The sequence below is a fragment of the Streptosporangium sp. NPDC048886 genome (assembly GCF_055586905.1).
Genome location: NZ_JBVJHH010000018.1, coordinates 105,916 through 131,509, shown reverse-complemented (window position 1 = coordinate 131,509; position 25,594 = coordinate 105,916). Strand labels below are relative to the sequence as shown.

General features: G+C 70.6%; 24 protein-coding genes and 1 tRNA gene. 19 read left to right on the top strand and 6 right to left on the bottom strand.

Annotation, left to right across the window (positions count from 1 at the left end):
- Positions 1-7: 7 nt before the first annotated feature.
- The 11 genes from ACZ6R6_RS23280 to ACZ6R6_RS23230 all read left to right on the top strand — a co-directional run bounded on the left by ACZ6R6_RS23280 (position 8) and on the right by ACZ6R6_RS23230 (position 9,184).
- Positions 8-1,108 carry a RapZ C-terminal domain-containing protein gene (locus tag ACZ6R6_RS23280; protein WP_470096472.1) on the top strand — a complete coding sequence of 367 codons (1,101 nt, stop codon included), beginning with the start codon at positions 8-10 and terminating at the stop codon, positions 1,106-1,108.
- Positions 1,105-2,076 carry a hypothetical protein gene (locus ACZ6R6_RS23275; RefSeq protein WP_470096470.1) on the top strand — a complete coding sequence of 324 codons (972 nt, stop codon included), beginning with the start codon at positions 1,105-1,107 and terminating at the stop codon, positions 2,074-2,076. Before ACZ6R6_RS23280 ends, ACZ6R6_RS23275 begins: the two co-directional genes overlap by 4 nt.
- Positions 2,076-2,423 (top strand): hypothetical protein, encoded by a 348-nt coding sequence (locus ACZ6R6_RS23270; RefSeq protein WP_470096468.1) that lies wholly within the window; start codon positions 2,076-2,078, stop codon positions 2,421-2,423. Before ACZ6R6_RS23275 ends, ACZ6R6_RS23270 begins: the two co-directional genes overlap by 1 nt.
- Positions 2,420-4,684: a cell division protein FtsK gene (locus ACZ6R6_RS23265; RefSeq protein WP_470096466.1), complete on the top strand. Its 2,265-nt coding sequence runs from the start codon at positions 2,420-2,422 to the stop codon at positions 4,682-4,684. The genes ACZ6R6_RS23270 and ACZ6R6_RS23265 overlap by 4 nt, the downstream gene beginning before the upstream one ends.
- 139 nt (positions 4,685-4,823) lie before the next feature.
- Entirely contained in the window at positions 4,824-5,042 is a 219-nt protein-coding gene (locus ACZ6R6_RS23260; protein ID WP_470096464.1) for a hypothetical protein, read from the top strand.
- A gap of 26 nt (positions 5,043-5,068) precedes the next feature.
- Complete coding sequence (locus ACZ6R6_RS23255) at positions 5,069-5,485, top strand: DUF4326 domain-containing protein (RefSeq protein WP_470096462.1); 417 nt, start codon at positions 5,069-5,071, stop codon at positions 5,483-5,485.
- Positions 5,482-5,703 carry a hypothetical protein gene (locus tag ACZ6R6_RS23250; protein WP_470096460.1) on the top strand — a complete coding sequence of 74 codons (222 nt, stop codon included), beginning with the start codon at positions 5,482-5,484 and terminating at the stop codon, positions 5,701-5,703. Before ACZ6R6_RS23255 ends, ACZ6R6_RS23250 begins: the two co-directional genes overlap by 4 nt.
- Positions 5,700-6,038 (top strand): hypothetical protein, encoded by a 339-nt coding sequence (locus ACZ6R6_RS23245; RefSeq protein WP_470096458.1) that lies wholly within the window; start codon positions 5,700-5,702, stop codon positions 6,036-6,038. Before ACZ6R6_RS23250 ends, ACZ6R6_RS23245 begins: the two co-directional genes overlap by 4 nt.
- Positions 6,035-7,552, top strand: a complete 1,518-nt coding sequence (locus tag ACZ6R6_RS23240) for a YfjI family protein (RefSeq protein WP_470096456.1) — start codon at positions 6,035-6,037, stop codon at positions 7,550-7,552. Before ACZ6R6_RS23245 ends, ACZ6R6_RS23240 begins: the two co-directional genes overlap by 4 nt.
- A 25-nt stretch (positions 7,553-7,577) precedes the next feature.
- Entirely contained in the window at positions 7,578-7,772 is a 195-nt protein-coding gene (locus tag ACZ6R6_RS23235; RefSeq protein WP_470096454.1) for a helix-turn-helix transcriptional regulator, read from the top strand.
- Positions 7,772-9,184, top strand: a complete 1,413-nt coding sequence (locus ACZ6R6_RS23230) for a tyrosine-type recombinase/integrase (RefSeq protein ID WP_470096453.1) — start codon at positions 7,772-7,774, stop codon at positions 9,182-9,184. Before ACZ6R6_RS23235 ends, ACZ6R6_RS23230 begins: the two co-directional genes overlap by 1 nt.
- Positions 9,185-9,454: 270 nt before the next feature.
- Here ACZ6R6_RS23230 and ACZ6R6_RS23225 read toward each other — a convergent pair whose 3' ends face one another.
- Together ACZ6R6_RS23225 and ACZ6R6_RS23220 are read right to left on the bottom strand one after the other, a co-directional pair.
- On the bottom strand, positions 9,455-11,434 hold the full coding sequence (locus ACZ6R6_RS23225; protein WP_470096451.1) for a hypothetical protein: 1,980 nt from the start codon (positions 11,432-11,434) through the stop codon (positions 9,455-9,457).
- An 845-nt stretch (positions 11,435-12,279) separates the two neighbouring features.
- Positions 12,280-12,353: transfer RNA gene (locus tag ACZ6R6_RS23220), tRNA-Arg, on the bottom strand.
- A 326-nt stretch (positions 12,354-12,679) separates the two neighbouring features.
- On the opposite strand from ACZ6R6_RS23220, the gene ACZ6R6_RS23215 reads away from it, so the two are divergent.
- The 4 genes from ACZ6R6_RS23215 to ACZ6R6_RS23200 all read left to right on the top strand — a co-directional run bounded on the left by ACZ6R6_RS23215 (position 12,680) and on the right by ACZ6R6_RS23200 (position 16,613).
- Positions 12,680-13,480, top strand: coding sequence for a phosphotransferase enzyme family protein (locus ACZ6R6_RS23215; protein WP_470096449.1), 801 nt, complete (start codon positions 12,680-12,682; stop codon positions 13,478-13,480).
- On the top strand, positions 13,464-14,477 hold the full coding sequence (locus ACZ6R6_RS23210; protein WP_470096447.1) for a cobalamin biosynthesis protein: 1,014 nt from the start codon (positions 13,464-13,466) through the stop codon (positions 14,475-14,477). Before ACZ6R6_RS23215 ends, ACZ6R6_RS23210 begins: the two co-directional genes overlap by 17 nt.
- A gap of 406 nt (positions 14,478-14,883) precedes the next feature.
- A complete protein-coding gene (locus tag ACZ6R6_RS23205) occupies positions 14,884-16,413 on the top strand; it encodes a cobyric acid synthase (RefSeq protein ID WP_470096445.1) in 1,530 nt (509 codons plus the stop codon).
- Positions 16,410-16,613, top strand: coding sequence for an SHOCT domain-containing protein (locus ACZ6R6_RS23200; protein ID WP_306866126.1), 204 nt, complete (start codon positions 16,410-16,412; stop codon positions 16,611-16,613). The genes ACZ6R6_RS23205 and ACZ6R6_RS23200 overlap by 4 nt, the downstream gene beginning before the upstream one ends.
- Positions 16,614-16,728: 115 nt before the next feature.
- On the opposite strand, the gene ACZ6R6_RS23195 is transcribed toward ACZ6R6_RS23200, so the two are convergent.
- The 3 genes from ACZ6R6_RS23195 to ACZ6R6_RS23185 all read right to left on the bottom strand — a co-directional run bounded on the left by ACZ6R6_RS23195 (position 16,729) and on the right by ACZ6R6_RS23185 (position 19,657).
- On the bottom strand, positions 16,729-17,763 hold the full coding sequence (locus tag ACZ6R6_RS23195; RefSeq protein ID WP_470096443.1) for a 1-acyl-sn-glycerol-3-phosphate acyltransferase: 1,035 nt from the start codon (positions 17,761-17,763) through the stop codon (positions 16,729-16,731).
- A 38-nt stretch (positions 17,764-17,801) separates the two neighbouring features.
- Positions 17,802-18,635, bottom strand: a complete 834-nt coding sequence (locus tag ACZ6R6_RS23190) for a patatin-like phospholipase family protein (RefSeq protein ID WP_470096441.1) — start codon at positions 18,633-18,635, stop codon at positions 17,802-17,804.
- A 152-nt stretch (positions 18,636-18,787) separates the two neighbouring features.
- Complete coding sequence (locus ACZ6R6_RS23185; RefSeq protein ID WP_470096439.1) at positions 18,788-19,657, bottom strand: TIGR03619 family F420-dependent LLM class oxidoreductase; 870 nt, start codon at positions 19,655-19,657, stop codon at positions 18,788-18,790.
- A gap of 320 nt (positions 19,658-19,977) precedes the next feature.
- Between ACZ6R6_RS23185 and ACZ6R6_RS23180 the strand changes: the two genes are divergently transcribed.
- From ACZ6R6_RS23180 to ACZ6R6_RS23165, 4 genes are all read left to right on the top strand, one after another.
- Positions 19,978-21,279, top strand: a complete 1,302-nt coding sequence (locus ACZ6R6_RS23180) for an FAD-dependent oxidoreductase (protein WP_470096437.1) — start codon at positions 19,978-19,980, stop codon at positions 21,277-21,279.
- A 123-nt stretch (positions 21,280-21,402) separates the two neighbouring features.
- Positions 21,403-22,317: an ABC transporter ATP-binding protein gene (locus ACZ6R6_RS23175; RefSeq protein WP_470096435.1), complete on the top strand. Its 915-nt coding sequence runs from the start codon at positions 21,403-21,405 to the stop codon at positions 22,315-22,317.
- Positions 22,298-23,098 carry an ABC transporter permease subunit gene (locus tag ACZ6R6_RS23170; RefSeq protein ID WP_470096433.1) on the top strand — a complete coding sequence of 267 codons (801 nt, stop codon included), beginning with the start codon at positions 22,298-22,300 and terminating at the stop codon, positions 23,096-23,098. Before ACZ6R6_RS23175 ends, ACZ6R6_RS23170 begins: the two co-directional genes overlap by 20 nt.
- The gene (locus tag ACZ6R6_RS23165; protein ID WP_470096431.1) at positions 23,098-24,231 is read left to right on the top strand and encodes a PucR family transcriptional regulator; all 1,134 of its coding nucleotides are present in this window, start codon (positions 23,098-23,100) and stop codon (positions 24,229-24,231) included. The genes ACZ6R6_RS23170 and ACZ6R6_RS23165 overlap by 1 nt, the downstream gene beginning before the upstream one ends.
- Positions 24,232-24,318: 87 nt before the next feature.
- On the opposite strand, the gene ACZ6R6_RS23160 is transcribed toward ACZ6R6_RS23165, so the two are convergent.
- Positions 24,319-25,554 (bottom strand): MFS transporter, encoded by a 1,236-nt coding sequence (locus tag ACZ6R6_RS23160; protein ID WP_470096429.1) that lies wholly within the window; start codon positions 25,552-25,554, stop codon positions 24,319-24,321.
- Between the last annotated feature and the right edge of the window lie 40 nt (positions 25,555-25,594).

Below are 25,594 nucleotides of genomic sequence, written 5' to 3'. Positions count from 1 at the left end.
AGACGCCATGAACGAGACCACCCGCACCTACACCCACCCCGACGTGCTGACCATCGGTGTCCGCGACGGCTGGGCCGACCCGACCACCGACCCCACCTGCCTCGACTGGGCCGCCCGCCAGGCCGCCGCCGCGATCCCCTTCCAGGTGGTGGACGGCCGCCCGGTCAACCCCGGTGCCCCGACCGGCATCCGGTATGGCCGCAACGAACTGGGCCACTGGGGCGAGCAGGTCTGCGCCGACGCCATCGTGACCGCCACCGACGAGCATGGGGGCCGCTGGCTGGTCATGGTCGAGCGCGGCGACGGCCACGGCTGGGCGCTGCCCGGCGGCACGGTGGACCCTGGAGAAGACCCGGCACACGCCGCGGTGCGCGAGCTGGCCGAGGAGACGGGCCTGCTCCTGGAAGGCGGATCGTCCTGGCAGCCGCTCCCGGCCCGCTACGTCCCCGACCCCCGCGCCTCGGACGAGGCGTGGATGGTCACCGTGCCCGCCCGCTGCGACCTGGGAACCGTCTACCGCAGCAACCTGCCCACTGTGACCGGGGCCGATGACGCCGCCCGCGCCGCGTGGGTGCGCGCCGACAGCTACACCGCCCTGACCGCCTACCTGAAGGTGATCTACAGCGGGCGCGTGTTCGCCGCGCACACGGACCTGCTGCGCGACGTCCTCGGCCAGCCCGCCCCCACCCTGGCCGCTCCCATCCCGGCCGCCCCCACCGAGATCACCGTCATCTCCTTCGGCTACGGCCACGCCGCCCCGCCCGAGGCGGACATCACCCTCGACGTACGCCGCTCGCTGCGCAACCCCCACCACGACCCCGCCATGCGCTACCGCACCGGCCTGGACGAGACCGTGCGCGAGCACGTCATGACCACCCCCGGCGCCATCGAGGCCGTGCGCGGCTTGGCCGTGCTGACGGTCGCTCTGCTGCCCGAGGCCCCGACCGGCCGGCCGGTGCGCATCGCCATCGGCTGCGTCGGCGGGCGACACCGCTCGGTGGCCCTCGCCGAAGCCCTGTCCTCCGCGCTGGAGCGCATCGGACTCGGCGCCCAGGTGGAACACCGCGACATCGTCAAGCCGGTCCTTGAGAAGGGACACCACCAGTGAGCATCACCACCCCCACCCCCGAACCGACCCCCGACGACGTCGCCCGCGGCCTGGCCGACCTGGAGCGCCACCTGGCCACCCAGGCGCCCACCGCGCCGCTTCCCGCCCCGCGACCGGCCCCGGAGGGTGAGACCCGGCGCGTGCGCCAACTCCGCGCCGAGGTGACCGAAGCGCACGCGCTGGCCGCCCTCCAGGACGACGACGCCCCGCTGATGCTGGACACGGCCAAGGTCCGCAAGCGCCGCAAGCAGGCGCGAGAGGCGGCCCGGCTGCACGAACTGGCCCAGGACCCGGCCATGCGTGCCTGGCAAGCCGCCCGCATGCGGCGGCTGCTGGTGGGCGCGGGCATGGTCTCCCTGACGCTGGCGCTGGCCTGGTCGACGGCCGGTGTGCAGACCTTCGCCGCCGACGGCGCCTCCCCGTGGTCGCCGTCGTGGGTGTTCGCCTGGCTGGTCGAGCCGTTCCTGTCCCTGGCCCTGCTGGTCGTCGTCGGCGCCCGCGCCTATCTGGGCACCCGGGGCCAGCCGATCGACTCGCCGCCCCTGGTCCGCATCGAGTGGCTGTTTCTGGCCCTGACGCTCGGCATGAACGCCTGGCCCTACCTGCCCGGCATCGCGACGGACTTCTCCATCTCCCGGCTGGTACTGCACATCCTCGGGCCGATCGTCGCGGTGGCCATCGTCACCGCCTTGCCGATCATCCTGGCCGCCTTCACCCACCTGGATCACGGCCCGACCGGTAAGGGGGTTACTGGCCCGGAGTACAGGCCGAACGCCCCGTCCACCTACCGCGCCGAGCACACCTACAGCAGCGCCGACATCGACGCCCTGACCGTCCACGTGCGGCAGATGATCGCCGCCGGACAACTGCCGGCCGACGCCGGCGCCGCCACGATCCGTAAAGCACTGCGCTGCGGCATGGACACCGCCCGCGCGGTCCGCGACGCGCTCGCCGAGGGGACGGCGTGATGGGCATCCACATCACCCACACCGCCATGACCGAGGAGCTGTCCGGTCACCACGCCCAGCGCACCGCGGCCAGCTGGTGGAGCATGACCGGCCACCCGGAACGCCTGTTCACCCGGGATCAGGCCCTCACCGCGCTGAGCATCGCCGAAGCGCTCGCCCTGGCCCCGCCGCCCGGCCACCGGCTGTGGCTGTTCATCAACCACTGGCGCGCCGAACTCGGCCTGCCGCCCCTCGACCCCACTGACTTCGACCGTCCTGTACGGGACGCGGCCCCCACTCCGCCAAGAACAGTGGCCGCGCCCCGCAACCCCGCCCACACCAAGGCACACGAGGTGACCTCATCATGACCGACTTCCCGACCGAGACCAACGGCCACCGCCCGACCAACCCGACCGCCCCCGCGGAGCCGACCGTCCTGCCCGCCCGTCCGCCGGCCGGACCGCAGAGCGACGGCCCCGGCGCTCAGGTGGTGTCCATCGAGACCGCCCGCGACCGCCGCCACCCCTACCCGACCACCGCGACCGGTTCGGCGTCGGGCGCCTTGACCGGCGGGGCGGTGCTGGAGGGCGAGGTCATCCGGGTGGACGCCCCCGGTGAGGCCGACCGCGACTGGCGGGCCGAGCTGGCGGAGAAGAACCGTACCCGCCGCCCGATCGTCCCGTTGTGGCTGCGCTCGCGCGCCGACGCTGTCGAGACGCTGAAGTGGGCGGGGGAGTACTCCGCCTACGTGGCCGGCTACCAGCTCGCCCGTTCCCCGCTGTACGCGACGCGGCTGACCGTGCGCGCCCCGCGCGGTCTGGCCCGCCTCGTGGCCGGCATGGTGCGCTGGACCTTCGATCTGGAGGGTGAGCCGGTCCGGCTGACCGCGGTGCAGAAGGCCGACCCGGAGGCGTACCTGAAGCTGTCGCGGCAGCGCGATTCACGGGTGCGGCTGCGCGTGTGGGTGTCCGGGGCCGCGCTGGTCACGCTGCTGATCGCGTCCCTCATCGTCGCGTCCGTGTCTACCTTCGCCCAGTGGTCCGCTCTCGCGGTCGCGGTGGCCGTGCTGGGGGTCATCGGCCGACCGGCCGATCGGCCGCTCATCGACCGCGCGGTCATCCCGACCCGCGTGGAGAAGCTCACCAGCGACATCGTGATCCGCGCGCTGACCGTGCTGGGCGTGTCCGGGCTGAACGCCAAGGCCGACGTCAACTTCGTGGCGCCGATCACCCGTGACGGCCCCGGCTGGCGGGCCGATGTGGACCTGCCCTACGGCGTGACCGTCACCGACGTCATGGACAAGCGCGAACGGCTCGCCTCCGCGCTGCGCCGCCCGCTGGGCTGCATCTGGCCCGAGGGCGACTCCAGCATCCACGAGGGACGGCTGATCCTGTGGGTCGGCGACAAGGACCTGTCCAAGACCATCGTCAAGTCCCCGCTGGAGAAGGCCGGCTCACATGATGTGTTCAAGGGCATCCCGTTCGGCAACGACCCGCGGGGCCGCCTGGTGACGGTGCCGCTCATCGAGCACAACATCTTGATCGGCTCCCAGCCCGGCCAGGGCAAGACCGCCTCGGTGCGGGAGCTGGCCGCCGGCATCGTGCTCGACGTCAGCACCGAGGCGTGGTTTCACGAGCTGAAGGGCACCGGCGACCTCGACCCGTACGAGCAGGTCTGCCACCGCTACGTCTCCGGCATCGACGACGCCGCCATCGGCTACGCCGCCGACTCGCTGGCGCTGCTGCGCAAGGAGGTCATGCGCCGCGCCGCCGCGCTGAAGACCCTGCCGGCCGACCTGTGCCCGGACCGGAAGGTGACCCGCGCCATCGCCGACAAGCGCTCCCTGGGCCTGCACCCGCTGGTGTGCATCATCGACGAGTGCCAGAACTTGTTCGCCCACGCCGACTACGGCGACAAGGCCGGTGAGGACGCCGAGTTCATCATCAAGCTGGGCCGCGCCCTGGGCGTGGTGCTGATCCTGGCCACCCAGCGCCCCGACAAAGACAGCCTGCCCACCGGGATCAGCGCGAATGTGTCCATCCGGTTCTGCCTGCGGGTGGCCGGCCAGCTCGAAAACGACATGATCCTGGGCACCTCCGCCTACAAGAACGGCATCCGCGCCACCGTCTTCCAGCCGAAGGTCGACGCCGGTACCGGCTACCTGGTCGGCGCCGCCCCGATGGCCAAGGTGGTCAAGGCCGCCTACCTCGACACCCCGGCCACCCAGCGCATCGCCGACCGGGCGCACGCGCTGCGCACCGCGGCGGGCGTGCTGTCCGGCCACGCCGCCGGACAGCAGCCCGAGGCCACCGCCCCGGCCTACGACCTGCTGGCCGACATCGCCGCCGTGCTGGCCGCGAGCGAGGCCAAGGTGTGGAACGAGATCGTCGTGGACCGGCTGGCCCAACTGCGCCCGGAAGTCTACGGGCTGTGGGCCGAGCAGGAGGGCAGCGCCAAGACCGCTCAGCTCACCAACGCCCTCAAGCCCTACGGCATCAAGACTGGCCAGGTGTGGGGCACGCCGGCCGGTAGCGGTAAGGGCGCCAACCGGATCGGCATCGTCCGCGACGACATCATCGCCACCCTCACCGAGCGTGACGGCAAGAAGGGCTCCGGCGCCGTCTCCTGACCCCAGATTCGCCTCTAGGTCTAGAGGCTGCCCCCTCTAGACCTAGAGGCCCGCCTAGAGCCCCATTCGCTGATCTACCAGCGACCTAGCGCCTAGAGCGCGACCTGCGAAAACCCCGAAAACGGCCCTGGAGGCCCTCATGGCAACCGCCATCGTCCTACTAGGACTCTGCCTACCCGTCGTCACTTTCTGCTACATCGTCCGCTGCCTGATCGCCCCGTGGGGGACCTGCCGCCGGTGCGCGCCGGGCGGCAAGAACCGCACCTGCCGCGCCTGCAACGGCACCGGGATGCGCCCCCGTCTCGGCTGGCAGCTCTACGTCCACTTCCGTCGCCTGCACCGGGACGGCACCCGATGACCACTACCCAGACCACCGGAGACCTCATGCCTGGACGTATCCAGCGCAAGCGCACCGCGGGATGGCGCATGCCCTTCGGCGTCGTCTACGTTGGGCGGCCCTCCTGCTACGGCAACCCCTTCCGCCCGAGGCAAACCACCCCGGACGACTGGCACTCCCCGTTCGCCGGGGTTGCTGTCCGCGACGCGGCGCATGCCGTGGAGCTGCTGCGCTCCTACCTGGTGTGGCGCGCCGAACGTGTCAAGGAGACGCTCGGCTGGTGCAGTCCGCGCGGACCACACTTCCCGTGGGAGGACCAGATCCGGCGGCTGCTGCGGGGACGCACCCTTGCCTGCTGGTGCAAGGCGGATGCCCTCTGTCACGCCGATGTCCTGCTGGAGATCGCCAACAGCCCGGCCCCTTTGCCCGGCACGGAGAAGCAGAGCGGGGAGCAGTTGTCATGACTGCCGCAAGAAAGACCAGTGCCCGACACTGCTGGACCCGCCACGACAAGCACAACGCCACCTGCACCCGATGCGGCACCATCGCCCAAAAGCGCCCCCACCCGTACGGGCGCCGCTGGTGGACCGAATGGCGCCTGCCGGACGGCACCTACACCAACAACTACGACGATCGGCCCACCCCGCCCTGCATGCCCGTAGAGGAGGTCACCGCGACATGACCACTCCAACCGACCTCTATCGCGCCATGGCCGCGCTTGTGGCCGACCTGGATGACCAGCACCGTCGAGAACGGGCCGCCTACGAGCAGGGCTATCGCGACGGTCACCGCTCCGGCTGGGAGATCGGTTACGGCCACGCCCACCACGAGATGGCCATCTCCTGGGCCGCCCTGGCGGAGAAGGTGCGCACCCTGGCCCGCATCCCCACCCACACCGAGCTGCACGCCCGCCGCTGGAACAGCCCCCACCAGGACTTCGCCCAACCTCGCCCCACCGACCGCCAGGGACTTCGCCTGGCCGCCGACCAGCACCGACCCCAGCAGGGCGCCGCATGAGCGCGGACAACGTGGTGCCCTGGCCCGACGAGACCGTTACCCCCCTTCGCGCCTGGGAGACCCCAGTCCCGCTCGGTGCACGGCCCGCGCTACCCGTCTTCCCCACGCACGTCTTCCCGAGCTGGCTGGCCGAGTTCGTGACCGCGTTGGCCGAGGAGACCCAGACCCCGCCGGACCTGGCCGGGTGCATCGCGCTGGCGGCCGTCTCCACGGCCGCTGGCGGGCGCGCCCTCGTCAACGTCCGGGGCACTTGGAGCGAGCCGGTCAACATCTACACAGTGGTGGCCATGCCACCTGGCAGCCGTAAGTCCCCGGTGTTCCGGGCGATCGTCGTGCCGTTGCTGGCCGCCGAGAAGCTCCTACAAGAGCAGATCAAACCGCAGATCACCGAAGCCCGTATTGCCCAGAAGGTCGCTCAGGAGACCGCCGAGAAAGCCACCCACAAGGCCACCACTGCCCGCGGGGAGGGCGCTCCGGCGGCGCTGGCCGAGGCACAAAGCGCCGCCCTGGCAGTGGAGGACATCACCGTCCCGGTCGCTCCCCGACTGGTCAGCGACGATGCCACCCCTGAGACCGCCACGACGCTGCTCACCGAGCAGGGTGGACGCCTGGCCGTCCTCAGCGCAGAGGGCGGCATCTTCGCCACCTTGGCCGGCCGCTACTCCGGCACCCCCAACCTGGACCTGTTCCTCAAGGGGCACGCCGGGGACCTGCTGATCGTGGACCGGCGCGACCGCCGCGAAAGGGTTGATAATCCCGCCCTTACTCTCGGGCTCGCGGTCCAACCCGAGATCATCACCGAGATCGCCAAATCGCCCGGATTTCGCGGCAAAGGACTGTTGGGCCGCATCCTCTACAGCCTGCCCGCCTCCAACGTCGGATTCCGCCGCATCGACTCACCGCCCATCCCGGAGATGGTGTCAACTGTCTATGCCGCGAACCTGGAACGCCTCGTGCTGACCATGCACGGCTGGGACGACCCTGCCCGGCTCATCCTGTCGCCTGAGGCGGCTGAGCTGTTCACCGCCCAGCGCGAGCGCACTGAACCCCGACTGCGGCCCGACACCGGCGACTTGGGCCACATCGCCGACTGGGCCGCCAAGTTCGACGGCGCAGTCGCCCGCCTCGCCGGACTGCTGCACCTGGCCGGCCACATCGAAGACGGCTGGCGCCGCCCCATCGACGGCACCACCATGGCCGCCGCCATGGAGCTGGGCGAGTACTTCACCACCCACGCCCTGGCCGCCTTCGACGCCATGGGCGCCGATCCCGACCAGGAAGCTGCCCGCACCGTCCACGACTGGCTCACTCGCACTCGGCCCGAGCGCTTCACCCGCCGGGACGCCCACCGAGCCCTACAGCGCCGCTTCAAGAAGGCCGCCGATCTGGAACCGGCGTGTGACCTGCTGGAGCACCTGGGCTGGATCCGTCGTGAGCCCGAACCGCCCGGCACCCGCGGCAACCCTTCACCGCGCTACGCCGTCCACCCCGACCTGTGCAAGTCCATTGCTTGACCGCCGAAGCAAGGAGATACCACCCATGGCCACGGCCAAGCCGCGAGGGACGCTCACCCTCGCCGAACTCTGCGACGACCTCCAGATCAGCCGACGCACCTTCTATGACTGGCGCGCCAAGGGCCGCGCCCCACGCTGCCTCAAGCTGCCCAACGGCGACCTCCGCATCCGCCGCGCGGACTTCGAGCAGTGGCTTGCCGACCTGGAGAGTGCCGCCTGATGAAGGACATCACTTACGACGTGCGCGTCTACAAAACCGAGGTCTACAAGGGCAAGAAGGTCACCACGTACTACGTACGGTGGAAGGTTGGAAAGAAGCCATGGCGCAAGCCGTTCCGTAACGCGGCTCAGGCCGACACCTACCGAGGCGAGGTTCAGGCCGCCGCGCGGAAGGGCGAGGCATTCAGCATGCTCACCGGAGAGCCGGTCTCATGGAACCGCACGGAGCGCCCGGACATGAGCTGGTACGGCTTCGCCTGCAAGTTCGCGGACATGAAGTGGAAGGGCGCGTCGGCGAAGTACCGGCAGGACATCGCCCGCACGCTCACCGCCGCCACCCCCGCCATGCTCGCGAGCGAGCGAGGCAAGCCCGATGACCTCGCCCTGCGTACGGCCATGCGCCGCTGGGGCTTCAACACCAAGCAGCGGGACGAGGCATCCGGCGACGTGGCCGACGCCCTCCGCTGGTTGGTTGCCAACACCAAGCCCGTGTCCGCGCTGGCTGATGATCCCGTTCTCGTGCGGACCATGCTGGACACGGCCACGTCGCGCCTGGACGGCAAGCGGGCTGCTACGAGCACCGTTCTCCGGAACAAGACCATCCTGCAAAACGCCCTGGACTACGCCGTGGAGCTGAAGCTCCTTCCAGAGAACCCGCTCAAGGGCATCAAGTGGAAGGCACCCAAGAGCAGTCACGAGGTGGACCGCCGTAGCGTGGTCAACCACACTCAAGCCCGCGCCCTGCTGGCCGCCGTAGAAGCCCAGAAGCCGAGCGGGAAGCGCCTGGTGGCCTTCTTCGCGCTCATGTACTACGCGGGTCTACGTCCTGAGGAAGTCGTCCACCTCAAGGCCGACAATGTCACCCTGCCATCCCTGGTCCTGAACAAGGAGACCGGCGAGTGGGAGGAACCGGCGGGGGAGTGGGGAGAGCTGCGCTTCGCCACGGCCGCCCCGTTCGCCGGCCGAGAGTGGACCGATGACGGCGCGCTCCGTGAGGAACGCTCACTCAAGCACCGGGCGGACGGTCACGCCCGCCCCGTGCCAATCTCGCCCGCCTTGGTCAGGATTCTCCGCGCCCACCTGGCCGCGCCGTACGGCAAGGCCGCTGACGGCCGACTGTTCTCCGGGGTCCGCGAGGGAGAGCTGCCCAGCATCACCTACCGCCGCGTGTGGGCCAAGGCCCGCAAAGACGCGCTCACCAAGGAGGAGTTCGCCTCACCGCTGGCCAAACGGGTCTACGACCTCCGGCACGCCTGCGTCTCGACCTGGCTTAACGCTGGAGTGGCACCCACCCAGGTAGCCGAGTGGGCCGGCCACAGTGTGGAAGTCCTCTTGCGTATTTACGCCAAGTGTGTCGTGGGGCAAGATGAGTCGGCCCGACGACGGATCAGCGATGCGCTCAATAGCTGCTGAATGATGTCCTGCGATAAAGACAGTGGTATGGCCTGCCCGCTCGGTGGCCAGTGGGCGGACTAACGTTGTCTCGGCCACCGGCGGCTTGGGGCCGGAACTCAGTTCTCGTCGTAGATCTCAGTGAACTTGTCTTCGAACCCTCCAGGCCCACGGCATCCTCACCGTCGAACCCGGCTGTGCCTCTGACCGCCCCAGACAGTGGAGAGGGCATGTCGGCCCGATCTTGGTCGCACTGGGCAAGGTTGCAGGCGGCACGCCGGTTGATCGATGCTAGTTACGGGTGAGTACGCGAGTAACACCCGCAATGACAGCCGTGGCGAACAGCCAGCCGAGCAGGATCATCGAAGAGGCGACCCACTGCGCCAGCCCGTAATGTTTGAATGCGCTCTCCTGGCCAAGGTTGACGATCGGCAGTAACACGTCGGCGGCATAGAGCACTGGCTGGTAAGAGGGATGTTCGCCTGCCTTGATCGGCACTGGGCGGTGGTAGTTGAAGAACACGCTGCCCGCAGCCAATAGCCCCAACATCCATAGGGCGGCCCGCCCGGGTCGGTAGCCGTAGCCGATCATTACGTCAAGTAGATAGCCCCAGATCCTTGCATACCAAGGCCGTTCGGCCCGATGGTGGCGCTGCTTGGCCAGCAGGACCTGCCGGGCCTCTTCATCATGACCCTGGCGGCGATAGTAGGTTGCCAACTGCTCGTACGGCTGAGCCTGATATGTCTTCTTGCCTCGGCGTAGCCACAGCAACCGCTTCTGGGCAGGCAGATCCGGCTCTAGGTCGTTGTAGACCAGCTCGTTCAGATTCAGATCGGCTGGCCAGCAAAAAGGGTTATCGAGCAGTGTTCCCACTCGCCCGCCATTAAGATCGACTTTTCCCCTGGCGACAAATCCTGCCCTCAACCACAGGGAGTCGGCCTCAACACCCGCGCACGCCAGCGCTGTCCCGTTGGGGTTGGTCAGTTGTGCTCCGTCGAAGCTGAGCTGGCCGGCAATGCGGGCGCCTAGGAGGCGGATTTCTCCTTCCGCCTGGAACCCCTCATCGCAGAACATGTCCGCTTCGACGACCAGCCGGTCAGCGCTGAGCGCTGTCCCGTTGGGGTTGGTCAGTCGAGCTCCGTCGAAGCTGAGCTGGCCGGCAATGCGGGCGCCTAGGAGGCGGATTCCTCCTTCCGCCTGGAACCCCTCTCGGAAGAACATGCCTTCTTCGACAACCAGTCGCTCGGCACTGAGTGCTGGTCCGCTGGAGTTGGTCAGTCGAGCTCCGCTGAAGTCCAGCTGGCCGGCGATGCGGGCGCCTCGGAGTCGGATTCCTCCTTCCGCCTGGAATCCCTCATCGCAGAACACATCCGCTTCGGCGACTAGCCGTTCGGCGCCGAGTGCTGGTCCGTTGGGGTTGGTCAGTCGGGCTCCGTTGAAGCTGAGCTGGCCGGCAATGCGGGCGCCCGGGAGGCGGATTTCTCCTTCCGCCTGGAATCCCTCATTGCAGAACATCTCCGCTTCGACGACCAGCCCATCGGCGCCGAGTGCTGTTCCGTTGGGGTTGGTCAGTTGTGCTCCGCTGAAGCCAAGCTGGCCGGCGATGCGGGCGCTTCGGAGGCGGATTTCTCCTTCCGCCTGGAATCCCTCTCGGAAGAACATGCCTCCTTCAGCAATCAGCCGGTCGGCACTGAGCGCTGTCCCGTTGGGGTTGGTCAGTCGAGCTCCGTTGAAGCTGAGCTGGCCGGCGATGCGGGCGCCTCGGAGGCGGATTTCTCCTTCCGCTTGGAATCCTCCTTGGAGGAGCATGCCTCCTTCGACGACTAACCCATTGGCATTGAGTGCTGTTCCGTTGGGGTTAGACAGTCGGGCTCCGTTGAAGCTGAGCGGGCCAGCGATGCGGGCGTCCAGAAAGTGGATTCCCCCCTCCGCTTGGAATCCTCCTTGGAGGAGCATGCCTCCTTCGACGACCAGCCCATCGGCGCCGAGTGCTGTTCCGTTGGGGTTGGTCAGTCGGGCTCCGTTGAAGCTGAGCTGGCCGGCGATGCGGGCGCTCGGGAGGCGGATTTCTCCTTCCGCCTGGAATCCCTTATCGCAGAACATGCCTCCTTCGACGACCAGCCCATCGGCGCCGAGTGCTGTTCCGTTGGGGTTGGTCAGTCGGGCTCCGCTGAAGCCAAGCTGGCCGGCGATGCGGGCATCAGTCAAGCTGATGCCCTGCGCACGACATTCATACAGCCAGAGGTGTCCGTCGATCTTCGTGTCGTTCACAGCTAGGCTGGGAACGACGCTGCCAGCCAAAATCACTGTATGAGTCGCAGCCTCGTCCAGGCATATCGGTGCCTCGAACCAGCATCTCTCTAGGGACAGAGAGGACTTTACTTCCGCACGAGCTAGAGCCAACTTGCCGGTCACACGTGCTCCTACCAGGCGTAGCGCCGTCACTCGACCGATAGCCGGCTGCACATTCGACAGCAGTAGCGCTGCGATGACCTCAGCCCGAACTTGCCGCTCGTTGCCCCATTCGCCGCCTTGTTGTGGATTGTCCTTCTCTGGATCGCTCACCCTAAGATCAACCACTTCGTCCTGTATGAACGCCGTGCATAGTCGCTGCTCGACTTCCGATAGCTTTCCGAGCCTCCAGTTGGCGGTATATAACGTGTCATTAGGCATGGGTCAATTCTTATCGGATCGACCTATGTCTCACTGCACAAAACGAATTTTCGTTAGAACGAGCGCTGCTCATTGGGGTCACACTGTTCGCTGGCTGCATGACCTGCCCTGGTGTCTTCGGCGGAAGACTCCGGCTCTGAGGTGATCAGCTGTGCAATGTCGGGCAGTCCGGTCGCCTCGCGTGCCTTTGCTCTAGATGATCATGGATGAGCCGGACCCCACATGATGAGAGACGCCTCCGTAGGAGAAATCCGGCCGTCACACTCCTCTTTTCGGTCGTGCTGGTGACAGCTGGGCATGAACGATCAAGGACGAGGTTGCGCACGTATTTGGCACAGCCAGCCGCAGTCGCCCGCCGACAGTCGCACACCATCGCACACAGCAAGAGAGCCTCTGCCCAGCGTTGTTGCTGGTCAGAGGCTCTCTTTGCTGGTCATGCGAAGCGCGCCCTGCAGGATTCGAACCTGCGACCGTCGGATTAGAAGTCCGATGCTCTATCCAGCTGAGCTAAGGGCGCTCCCGCCTAATTGTGCATGATCTGAGGAGTGTCCATGCATCGGATCGGCGCTCGTGTCGCGAGGATCACTTTACGGGGCCGGTGGCCGGTGCTGTCGGAGGGGTGCCTGAGGTGCCTGTCCGGGGGGCTGACCGGCGCCGCGACCGTTCTGGTGGCTCCGGCGGACCGATGGTGACTCTCCTGGAGCCGGTGGTGATCCGCGTGGAAAAGGTGGGGGGCGGCCGGGCGAGAGGGCTTTACGGGCGGGCCGGAGATGTCTTGATGGGGGGACATGGTTATCCGAAACGGGTCTTCTCGGCTGGTGGACCGGTCTAGGCTCGTATGTCATGTTCGCCGGCACGGTCCATGAGGAGATCCCCCTGTTGGGCGGTGACGTGACCGACGGGGTGGTGCGGGTCGGTGACACCGTCCGCAGGCCCACCCGGCCTTCCACTCCGTCCGTGCACGCGCTGTTGCGGCATCTGGAGGCGGCCGGGTTCGGCGGCGCGCCCCGGGTGGTGGGACTGGACGCGCAGGGGCGGGAGGTCCTGACCTTCGTCGAGGGCGACTCCGCGGTCACACCGCCGGCCGCCTACGCGGTCACCGACGAGTCGCTCGCCGCGCTGGCGGGGCTGCTGCGGCGTTTCCATGACGCTTCGGCGAGCTTCGTCCCGCCGCCGCAGGCCGTCTGGGAGGCCGGTTCCAACGACGACGCGGCCCCCGAGCTGATCGGCCACTGTGACGTCAACCTCGACAACGTGATCTTCCGTGACGGGCTCCCCGCCGCGTTGATCGACTTCGACATGGCCCGGCCGACGACCCGGCTGTTCGACGTGGTGACCACCCTGCGGCACTGGGCGCCGATCGCCGATCCCCTCGATCTGGGGCCGTTCCAGCGCGATCTGGAGGTCGGTCCGCGGCTGCGGCTGTTCTGTGACGCGTACGGCCTGGCGTCGCGCGACCGCCGCCGCCTCCTCGATCTGGCCCGGCTCCGCTTCGACCGTTCCTACCACGCCATGCGCACCAAGGCTCTCACCACAGGCGGCGGCTGGTCCCGCATGTGGGAGGGGGGCGCGGGGGAGCGCATCCGCCGGGCCTGCGCCTGGCTCGAGACCAACCAGGACGAGCTCCATGCCCATCTCATCTGACCGGTCCGCGTCCAGGTTCGCGTCTGACCGACCGGGATTCAGGTTCTCGGCCGGCCGGCCCGCGTCGAGGCGGGCCGAGGCGCTGGGGATGCTCGCCGGGGTCGCGCTCGACGCCGTCTTCGCCGACCCGCGGCGCGCCCACCCGGTGGCGCTGTTCGGGCGGGCCGCCGCGGCGCTGGAGAGGCGGGTGTACGGCGACGCCCGGCCCAACGGAGTCCTGTACGTGGCGCTGTGCGTCGGCCCGGCGGCGCTGCTCGGGGTGGCCGCGGCCCGCACTGGGAACCCGGTGGCGAGGGGCGCGCTGAGCGCCGTGGCGACCTGGTCGGTGCTGGGCGGCACGACGCTGGGGCGCGAGGGGGTGGCCATGGCGGAGTTCCTGGAGGCTCACGACCTGGCCGGGGCGCGCGGGAGACTGTCCCACCTGTGCGGACGCGACCCCTCGCTGCTGGAGGCGCCCGAGCTGGCCAGGGCCACCGTCGAGTCGATCGCCGAGAACACCTCCGACGCCGTCGTGGCGCCGCTGTTCTGGGGCGCGGTGGCCGGAGTCCCCGGGCTGCTGGCATACCGGGCGGTCAACACGCTGGATGCGATGGTCGGTCACCGCAGTACCCGCTACGAGCGTTTCGGTTGGGCCGCGGCCCGGCTCGACGACGTGGCCAACTTCGTCCCCGCCCGGATCACCGGGGTGCTCGCCGTCCTCGCCGCCCCCCTGGCCGGCGGTTCGGTCCGCCGGGCGGCGGCAGTGCTGCGCGAGGACGGCCACCGTCACCCCAGTCCCAACGCGGGCCGGTGCGAGGCCGCCTTCGCCGGGGCGCTGGACGTCACCCTCGGCGGCACCAACGTCTACGGCCACCGCGTCGAGCACCGGCCCGAGATGGGCGACGGGCCCAAGCCGTCGGTCAAGGACATCCGCAGGTCCGTACGGCTGGCTCGGGCGGTGGGCTGTGCCGCCGCCGGCCTGGCCGTTCTCGCGGCGCTGCGGACCTCACGCCGGTAGTCACGTGCGGTGCCGGGGTCCTCGTGCCGGTGGTCACGTGCGGTGCTGCGGACCTCGTGCCGGTGGTCACGTGCGGTGCTGCGGTCCTCGTGCCGGTGGTCACGTGCGGTGCCGGGGTCCTCGTGCCGGTGGTCACGTGCGGCACGGGCTCCGCGTCATGAGCGGGCGGGCGGTATGGGCTCACACGCCGGTGGCCGGGGGACACGAACGGGCGTCATGGGTCCTGGCGTTGACAATCCTGTGACCTGAGTGGGCGGTGCGGCGTGTCGCGCGTCATGCTGGTCACCATGATTGTCGATCCATTCGAGGAGCTGCCCGTGATCCTGACCGGTCCCGGCGGTCCCAGGCCCGTTCGCACCGTGACCGCGTCCGCCGCGCCGTCCGCACGATCGTGTCCGGTGGGCGCGTGAGAGGCTCCCTGCTGGTCGCCGGGACGACCTCCGACGCCGGAAAGAGCGTCGTCACCGCCGGGATCTGCCGCTGGCTGGCCCGGCAGGGCGTGAAGGTCGCACCGTACAAGGCGCAGAACATGTCGCTGAACTCCTTCGTCACGGCCGACGGCGCCGAGATCGGCAGGGCGCAGGCGATGCAGGCCGCGGCGTGCGGACTGGAGCCCACCGCCGACATGAACCCGATCCTGCTCAAGCCGGGCAGCGACCGGCGCAGCCAGGTCGTGGTGATGGGCAGGCCGCTGGCCGATGTCGACGCGATGGAATACTGGGACGTCAAGGACCGGCTCCGGCAGGTCGCGGTGGAGGCGCTGGAGCGGTTGCGCGGCACCTACGACGTGGTGGTCTGCGAGGGTGCGGGCAGCCCGGCGGAGATCAACCTGCGCAGGGGCGACATCGCCAACATGGGCCTGGCCCGCGCCGCCGATCTGCCGGTCGTCGTGGTCGGCGACATCGACCGGGGCGGGGTCTTCGCCTCGCTGTACGGGACGGTGGCCCTGCTGGAGCCCGCCGACCAGGCGCTGATCGCCGGGTTCGTGATCAACAAGTTCCGGGGGGCGCGTGAGCTCCTCGAACCCGGCCTAGACATGATCAGGGAGCTGACCGGCCGCGAGGTGTACGGCGTGCTGCCCTGGCTGGACGGCCTCTGGCTGGACGTCGAGGACTCCCTCGCCCTGGACAACCGCCCCGCGGTCGGGGCGCGCCCGCCGTACGGCGGGCAGACCCTGCGGGTCGCGGTGGTCAGGCTGCCGCGCATCTCCAACTTCACCGACGTCGACGCCCTGGCCTCCGAGCCGGGTGTGGTGGTCCGCTTCGTGACCTCCCCGGCCGAGCTGGACGACGCCGACCTGGTGGTGCTGCCGGGCTCTCGGGCGACGGTCTCCGACCTGGCCTGGCTGCGCGCCACCGGTCTGGCCGACGCCCTGCCCGGCCGGGCCGTGCTCGGCATCTGCGGCGGCTACCAGATGCTCGCCCGGACCATCCGCGACGACGTCGAGTCCGGGGCGGGCTCGGTCGAGGGGCTCGGGCTGCTGCCCGCGACGGTGGAGTTCGCCGCCGAGAAGACGCTGGGCCGCCCGGTCGGCGAGGCGTACGGCTGCCGCGTCGCGGCCTACGAGATCCATCACGGCGTCGTGACGGCCGAGGGCGGCGATCCCTTCCTGGACGGCTGCCGGTCCGGCTCGGTCTGGGGCACCACCTGGCACGGGGCCCTGGAGAACGACGACTTCCGCCGGGCGTTCCTCACCGACGTGGCGGCCGTCTCCGGCCGTGACTTCACCCCCGCCCCCGGCGTCTCCTTCGCCGCGGCGCGTGAGGAGCGGCTGGACGCCCTCGGCGACCTGATCGAACGCCATGTGGACACCGACGCCCTGCTGCGGCTCCTGGAAGGCGGCGCCCCGCAGGGCCTGCCGCTGCTGCCGCCCGGCGGATCTCCGCACGGCGCACCCGATTTCTCGCAGAATAGAGGCATGGAGAGTGAAAGATGACCCGGGTCGTATTGATCCTCTTCATCATGGCCGTGGTCGCCGCGGTGGTCCTCGGCGCCGCCCTGGTGTTCCGCGCGTCGCGGGCGCGCCGGCCCGGGCTCGACGACCCCAAGGAGATCCTGAAGCGCCGCTACGCGGCCGGTGAGATCGACGAGGACGAATACCTCCGCCGCATGTCCGGCCTCTCCCAGGACTGGTGAGCCGCGTGTCCGCCCTCTCCCGGGACTGGTGACAGGACCGGTGGGAGGAGCCGCGCCGGCTGATCGGCGGGGCCCGGAGCCGCTCCGTCCGGCGGCGCGGGTCGAGCGGGTGTGGTCAGGTCTTCGCCGCCGGGGCGGGCCGGTTCTCGGCTATCCAGGCGTCGATCTCCTCCCAGTGGTCGAAGAGCCAGTGGATCCGGCTCTCGCGGTCGCGGGGGACGTCGGCGGCCCGCACCCGCCACCACCGGGCCTTGATCTCGGCGCGCATCGGGAGCCTGCGCCAGAGGTCGCCGAGGGTGACCAGGTCGTCGAGGCCGGTGTGGGCGACGAAGACCACGTCCGCCTGGGGGCAGGACTCGATGGCGGTGATGGCCCCGTTGGGGTGGGGGGCCAGCAGGTGTTCCATCCCGCGGGCCCGGGCCGCCTCCTCCGCCAGCCCTTTGCGCTCCAGGTGGAGGATGGCCCGCAGGCGGCGCCTGGGGGTGAAGTTCCCGCCCTCGGGGAAGATCACCAGGGCGTCGTCGGCGTCCATGTCCGAGGCCAGGCGGCGGATCTCGGTGAGGATGCCGCTCTCGGCGGTCCTGCGGGGGACGAAGGCGTTGGGGAGGCGGTTGATCACCACGTCCAGGGACGGGTCGAGCTGGAGGATCGCCTTCATCACGATCCTCGGGCGCCTGCCGTACACGCTGAGGAGATGGTGGATCAGGAGGAAGGAGTCGCCGGGGCCCGCGTGGCGGGACAGGACGATGACCGGGCGGGTGAGCCGGCGGGAGAGCTCGTCGGCGGTCTGCGCCGGCTCGTCGACCTCGACGCTCAGGCCGAAGATCCGTACGGCGGCGCCGTACACCCGGGACAGGAACCACCGGATCAGGGCGTAGTGCCGCTCCTGCTGCTCGTCCCGGTGGAGCCTCCCGCCGAACCCGCCGGCCACCCAGAGTCCCAGGCAGGCGACCAGCGCCATCGACTCCAGGGTCAGCCATGCCGCCGCGAACCAGACCAGCCGGGTGCCGCGCCGCTGCGGGGGCGGCAGGCGCAGGGAGGCCGCGGTCACCACCAGCAGCCAGATCGGAAGCGTGACCACCGCGACCACGGTGAGCACGATGACGAGGGGCGCGAGGATCAGGCGGCGGAGGATGCGGGGAGGGAGCATGGAGACCTCCTGCCGGGACATGGCCTGAACGGCCCGGCTCAGCGCGTCGAGCGCTGGGCCAGATACTGGGACGATGCCCTGTAGGCGCGTTCTATGTATTCAGATATACGTGACGCGTCCCGATAGCGCAGCTGGGAGAGGTCCACTCCGGGGCGGGTTCCGCCGCCGGCGGGCATGACGTGGACCTCGAGGTCGGTGGGGAGGGCGGCCATCTCCTCGGCGAAGCGGTGGCGGCGGGCGATCTCGAAGGCGATCAGGCCGACCTCCCACGGGCGGCGCGGGGCGACCAGGGGCCGCTCGATCCGGCCGACGTGCAGGACGTACACGCGGCGGGCGCCGAGGGTGACGGCGCGGCCGACCGGGATGCTGTGGACCAGGCCGCCGTCGAGGAAGTGGTCGTCGCCGATGCGGACGGGGGGCAGCAGGCCGGGGACGGCGCAGGAGGCGAGGACGGCGTCGACCAGAGGGCCCTCGGTGAACCAGTGGGCGGTGGCGCGCTCGACGGAGGCCGCCACGCACTGGAACGGCACGGCGAGGTCCTCGATGCTGGAGACCGGGAGCATCTCGGTCAGCAGGCCGCGCAGCGGGCCGGGGGAGTGCAGGTGGGTGCCCGTCCTGGCGAGGGTGGACAGCCGGGTCATCCACGACCCGCCGAAGGCGGTGCGGACCACGTCGGAGCGCCACAGCCGGGTCAGACCGGCGACCGCGTCGCCGGGGGCGGCCGCCAGCATGACGCCGTTCAGCGCTCCCACGGACGTGCCGACGATCACGTCCGGCCTGATGCCCGCCTCGTCCAGCGCCTGCAGCATGCCCACCTCGTGGGCGCCGAGCACGCCTCCGCCGCCGAGCACGAAGGCCGTGTCCACATTCATGGCCTCACGATAGACCCGGATTCATGGCCTCACGATAGACCCGGCCCGCGTGCCTGTGCCCGCCTGCCGCCCCGGACCGGCACCGTGCCGGACGGGTGCCGTGCCGGACGGGTGCCGTGCCAGTGATGTCGCGCCGGTGACGTCGTGCCGGACTAGCTGGAGAGGTGTTCGAGGAGGGCGAACCGCTGGGCGAACGCGGACATCTCGTCGCGCTGCCGGTCCGGCTCGGTGGCGGTGGGGGTCACGACGATGCGGGTCACGCCCTGCGCGGCGAGTGCCTCGACCTGTTCGGCGGTCATGTCGATCGATCCCCACCGGGTGTACTCCAGTGCCTGCGGGCTGCGGCCGGCCTCTGCGGCGGTCGACCGGGCGAGGTCCAGTTGGAGGGCGCGCTCGTCCGGATCGAGCGCGCCACCCGGGAAGTATCCGTCGCCGCGGAGTCCGGCCCGGCGCGCGGCCGCCCGGCTCGATCCGCCGATGTGGATCGGCAGGTGTGCGACCCCGTAGGGCTTGGGAAAGCTGCACAGGTCGTCGAAGGAGAAGAACTCCCCGGCGAAGCTGACGCCGTCCTCGCCGCCGGCCCAGAGCAGCCGCATCACGTCGATCGCCTCGTCGGCACGGCGGCCGCGGGTGCTGAAGTCGACCCCCACCGCCCGGGCCTCGCCCGGCAGGGTGCCGAGCCCCACGGTCAGCAGCCGCATCCGCCCCCTGGACAGCACGTCGACGGTCGCCAGGCGCTTGGCGAGGACCACCGGATGGTGGTAGGGCAGCAGCAGCACACCCGTTCCGAGCAGGATCCGCCGGGTGGCCGCGGCGACGAAGCTCAGGCAGTCGAGCGGATCGACGTAGGGCAGCGACGGCGGGAGCTCGAAGGGCCCGGCCATCGCCCCGGGATACAGCACGATGTGCTCAGGCAGATACAGCGACTCGAAACCGCAGTCCTCGGCGTGCCGGGCATAGGCGATGATCCTGTCAGGGTCAGCGCCGTAGTAGGCGGTGTTGTAGCTGATCGCGAACTTCATCGACATTCCTCTGGTCGGCCGGTGCGATGACTTGCGTAGCCGTCGGCCGGGTTCCGGCCTCCTCACCCGCCCGTCGCAGTCACGTTAGAACCCTGTCGCCGGTGTCAAGGCAACACGCGCCCGGTCACGGTCGCGGGGAGCGGCCGATCAGGCTGTGCCGCCGCTGCCCGGCCACCGGCTCAGCGATGGGCCGGCCGTCACGGCCGTCCGGCACGTGACCCGCCACGCCGCCGTCGTGTCGGCGAGGCCGTCAAGTCTCGATCTTTCATGGGCTTTCCGGCAGATTGCATGGCATCATCCCCGCCATCCCGGAGGCACCCATGGTCCGTAAGGCCACAGAGCACGCGATCGTCCTGGGGGCAGGAGTCAGCGGGCTGCTCGCCGCGCGGGTGCTGGCCGACCACTACGACCGGGTGACCCTCGTCGAACGCGACGCGCTGGGGGAGGACACCCCCCGCAGGGGCGTGCCCCAGGGGTTCCACGCGCACGCCCTGCTCCCGCGTGGCCTGCGGATCCTGGAGGAGCTGTTCCCCGGCCTGACCGGGGAGCTGGTCGCCGGGGGCGCCGTGCCGTACGAGATGATCGTGCAGCTCCGGATGATCATGGGAGGCCACGAGTTCGCGCGGATGCCGACCGGTGAGAAGGGGGTGTCGGCGACCCGTCCCTTCCTGGAGAGTCACATCCTGCGCAGGGTACGACGGCTGCCGAACCTGGTTACGGCGGACCGCAGCCAGGTCACCGGGATCATGGCCGAGGGGGACAGGGTCACCGGCGCGCGGATCGCCGGAGACGGCGGCGAGCGGGAGCTGCCCGCCGATCTCGTCGTCGACGCGATGGGTCGGGGCGGGCGGACGCTCGCCTGGCTGGAGTCCATGGGGTACGAGCGGCCGGAGGAGGAGACCGTCAAGGTCGAGGTCGCCTACGCGACGTGGTACCTCAGACTCGCCGCTGGGGCGCTGGGCGAGGACCGCATGATCCTCGTGGGCACCTACCGGGGACAGCCCAAGGGCGCCGCGCTCTGCGCGGTGGAGGGCGACCGCTGGCTGGTGACGCTGGGCGGCAGCGCCGGGGTGCGCCCGCCGACCGACCCGGAGGGGTTCTTCGCCTGGCTCGACGAGGTGGCCCCCGCCGACGTGGCCGCCGCGGTGCGCGCGGCCGAACCTCTCGGCGAGATCGGCGCGGCCCGGATCCCCACCAGCGTGCGGCGCCGCTACGAGCGGCTGGGCCGCTTCCCTGAAGGGCTGCTCGTCACCGGGGACGCGATCTGCAACTTCAACCCGATCTACGGCCAGGGCATGTCGATCGGCGCCCTGGACGCGCTCGCGATGCGCGAGTGCCTGCGCGGGGGCGCCGAGGGCCTCGCCCGCCGTTACTTCACCGCCGTCGCCAGAGCCCTCGACCCCGCCTGGCAGCTGTCCACCGGCGCCGACCTCGCCCTGCGGGAGGCCGAGGCGGAACGGACCCTGCAGGTCCGCCTGCTCAACGCCTACATCGGCAGGCTGCAGCGGGTCGCCGCGCGGGACCCGCGGGTCGCGGTCGCCTTCAGCCGGGTGAGCGGCCTGCTGGACCCGCCCTCGGCGCTCATGCGGCCCGCCGTGGTGTGGCGGGCCGTACGGGGCTGAGCCCGGGGCCGGACGCCCTGCGGCCGGGGCCGGGGCGGGTTCCGGATCCGGGCAACGAACGCGGGGCCAACTGTGGGGATCCGGTCATGGTCCGGGCCGGGGCGGGCCGCCACCATCATGGGCATGACAGCGGTAGTGCGGACCGAGGGACTCACCAAGTTCTACGGCAGGCGCCGGGGCCTTGAAGATCTCGACCTGGAGATCCATCCCGGGGAGGTGTTCGGGTATCTCGGCCCGAACGGTGCCGGCAAGACGACCACCATCCGGTTGCTCCTCGACGTGATCCGGCCCACCAGGGGCCGGATGAGCGTGCTGGGCGTCGATCCCCGTGACGCGGCGGTGCGCGGCCGGATCGGCTACCTGCCCGGGGAGCTGGCCCTGGAGGGCAGGGAGAGGGCGAGTGACTATCTCGCCTTCCTGGCCGGGGTGCGCGGCGGCGTGTCCCGGGAGCGGATCGAGGTGCTGGCCGAGCGGCTGGAAGCCGATCTGTCGGTGCCCATGGGCAAGCTGTCCAAGGGCAACAGGCAGAAGGTCGGCCTCATCCAGGCATTCATGCACGAGCCGGAGTTCCTGATCCTCGACGAGCCGACCAGCGGCCTGGACCCGCTGGTGCAGCAGGAGTTCCTGGCGATGGTCCGCGAGGTCCGCGCCGCGGGCCGGACCGTGCTGATGTCCTCGCACGTGCTCGCCGAGGTCGAGGACGTCTCCGACCGGGTCGGGATCGTGCGCGGCGGGCGGCTGGTGGCGGTGGAGGACATCTCCGCGCTGCGGGAGAAGGCGGTGCGGCGGGTGGAGTTCCACTTCGACGCGCCGGTGCCCCGGGAGGCGTTCGAGGACCTGCCGGGCGTGCGGGACCTGCGGGTGGAGGGCGCGAGCGTCCGCTGTACGATCGACGGCCGCCCCGACGCGCTGGTGAAGGCGGCGGCCCAGTTCACCGTGGTGCACATGGTCAGCGCCCAGCCCGACCTTGAGGAGATCTTCCTCACCTACTACAGCGAAGAGGGAGAGGAGGAGCGTCATGCCCGCGCTGGTGTCTAAGAGCCTGCGGGACTACCGCAGGGCGCTGGTCGGCTGGACGGTCGGCATCACCGCGTTCTTCGGACTGTATCTGTCGTTCTATCCCAGCATCGCCAAGAACCCCCAGCTCTACGGGCAGATGGCGCTGGCCAAGTTCCCCGGCGCCATGCGTGACCTGATGGGGGGCCTGGAGGGTTTCACCACCGGCGTCGGCTACCTGCACAGTCTCGTCTACCAGCTGTTCGGGCCGATGCTGTTCGCCGCCTGCGCGGTGATCCTCGGCAACCGGGCCATCGCGCAGCCGGAGGAGTCCGGCACGCTGGAGCTGACCGTCACACTGCCGATCGACCGCAGGAGGCTGGTCCTGGAGCGCTCGGCCGCCCTCGCGCTCGGTCTGCTGGGTGTGGCGGCGGTGACGTTCCTCGCGGTCTGGGGGCTGGCGGCGGCGGCCGGCCTGGACGTGGCCCCGGGCAGGATCCTGGCCGGGCACACCGGGGTCTTCCTGCTCGGCCTGTTCTTCGGCACGCTGGCTCTCACGGTGGGCGCGGCCACCGGACGCAAGGGGCTCGCCATGGCCGTGGTGGGCGTGGTCGCGGTGGGCGGCTACGTGATCGAGAGCATGGGCCGGAACGTGGAGGCGATCTCCTGGCTCCGCCGGCTGTCGCCCTTCCACTACTACCTGGACGGCAGACCGCTCTACCAGGGCTTCCCCCCGGGTGATTACCTGGTCCTCGCGGGAGCGACGGTCATACTGCTCCTGATCGCCGTCCTCGCCTTCGATCGGCGTGACGTAGGAGTCTGATGGACGAGGTCCCGCGGGTGCCCGCCGACCTGCTCGGTGGGCACCTCCGCGTTCTGGCGGCCGCGGCCGAGACCGGCTGGCTGCCCGACCGCGCCGCGCTGGACGACTACCGCGCCGCGGGCGCGCGGGCCGCCGAGTCGGGCGTGTCGCTGCGCGCGCTGGTCGAGGCCGCCCTGGCCATGGCCGAATCCGCGAGCGCGGCCCCGCTGCCGGTCCTGCGGCGGGCCGTCTCCGCCCTGATGGAAGGCTATGAGGACGCCCAGCGGCTGGCCCTGCGCCAGGAGGAGGCCGCGCGCAGGGAGTTCGTCGACGACCTGCTCCAGGGGCGGGCCGACCGGCTCGCCGAGCGGGCCGAGCATTTCGGCCTCCGGCTGGCCGAGACCTACGTCGTCGCGGTCGCCCGCCCCGCGGGGCCGGGGGAGGACGGTTCCGGGGGCGGCGCGGCGGGGGACGGCCGGGGGTACGGCGGCGCGGCGGAGGACGGTTCCAGGGACGGCGGGGTGTGGGCGGTGCGGGACGGTGACGCGCTGGCCCGGCGGATCGAGGAGTCGCTGGTCACCCGGTTCGGCTCGCACAACGTGCTGGTGGCGGTCCGTGACGACGGGCTCGTGTGCGTCGCCCCGGGCAGTCTCGCCGTGGCGACGGGGGAGTTCACCCACCATGTGCGACAGCTGTTCGCGCCCGGCTGGCGGGTCGGGCTGGGGCGGCCCCACCGGGGGCCGGGCGGGGTGGTCACCTCCTACCGGGAGGCCGCCGGCGCCATCGAGCTCGGTGACCGGCTGGGGCTGCGGGCATCGGTGCTCAAGGCCGCCGACCTGCTGGTCTTCCCGGTGCTTCTGCGGGACAGGGCGGCCATCGAGGATCTGGTGACGACCGTGCTCAGCCCGCTGCTGGAGGCCAGGGGCGGCCCGGAGCCGCTGCTCGGCACACTGGAGGCCGTCTTCGCCTCCCAGGGCAACCAGACCGCCGCCGCGCGCAGGCTCGGTGTCAGCACCCGGGCGGTGACCTACCGACTGGAGCGGATCCGCCGCCTGACCGGGTTCTCCCCCGACGATCCCACGCAGCGGTTCACCCTGGAGACGGCGGTGCTGGGCGCCCGGCTGCTGGAGTGGCCGGCCCATCCGTTGCGCTGACCCTCCACCATGCCGATCACCCACTGAGCTGACCCTCCACCACGCCGATCACGTGCCGCGCCGATCCGGGCTTACCGGGTGACCCGGTCATGCCGGCTGAAGGACGGGCCGGTCGGACGCCGCCTCCGCGGCGGCCACCGAGCGGGTGGAGACGGCGCGTGAGACGAGGACGACGGCGACGACGCACAGCGCGGCGGCGGTGCAGAAGACCGTGGGCAGCCCGGCGTAGGCGCCGAGGCCCCCGCCGGCCGCCGCGCCGAGGGGCGAGGCCCCCATGCCGATCAGGCGGTAGCCCGAGTTGACCCGGCCGATCAGGTCCTCGGGGATGAGCCGCTGCCGCAGCGACACCAGGATGACGTTGGAGGCGGCGTTGGTCGCTCCGAGAAACACGGCGGTGACGCCGATCGCCACCGGGGTGGGGAGCAGGACGGGCACCAGCAGCAGGAAGCCGTTGGCGAGGTTGGCGGTGAGCATCGTCCTGACCTGGCCGACGCGGCGGGCCAGCCACCCGGCAAGCAGGGAGCCCGTCACCGCCCCGGCGGCCAGCGCCGCGGTGAGGACGCCGTAGTCGCCGGCGGGCAGGCCCACCCGTGACTCCTCGCCGACGACCCACAGCACGAAGACCGCGAAGTAGGCGGCGTTGGCGAAGTTGAGCACGCCGGCGAAGGCGGCGAGCGCGCGCAGGATGCGGTGGTCGCGCAGGTAGCGCAGCCCGTCGGCGATGTCGGCGCGCAGGGCGCGCGTCGACGGGGTCTCGACCCGGAACCGCCCGCGCATGCCGGTCAGGGCCAGTCCCGCCACGGCGTAGAGCAGGGCGGGCACCCCGAGCACCGCGGCGGCGCCGGATCCGATCAGGAGCCCGGCCAGCGGGCCGCCGAGGAAGTTGTTGCCGACCGTCTGCACGGCGATGAGCTGCCCGTTGGCGCTGCCGAGGCGGTCGCGTGGGACGGCCATCGGCAGCACGGACTGCGCGGAGGTGTCGGAGAAGACCTCGGCGACGCCGATCAGGAGCGCTCCGGCGAGCAGCGCCGGCAGGCTGAGCACCCCCAGCCAGGCGGTCACGGCCAGGGCCGCGAGCACGCCGGCCCGGGCCCAGCTCGCGGTGACCATGATCCGGCGCCGGTCGTGCCGGTCGACGATCGCGCCCGCGTGCAGCGAGAGCAGCAGCCAGGGCAGCGTCGCCGCAGCGCTGACCAGGGACACCAGGAACGGCGATCTGGTCAGGGTCACCGCGATCAGGGAGACGCCGACGACCGCGACGCCGTCGCCGACGTTCGACAGGCCGGACGCGGCCCACAGCCAGCGGAATGATCGCCCGGTCATCCGAGCCTCCGGTATCGTGTAAGGGAAAGTGTGCAAACAA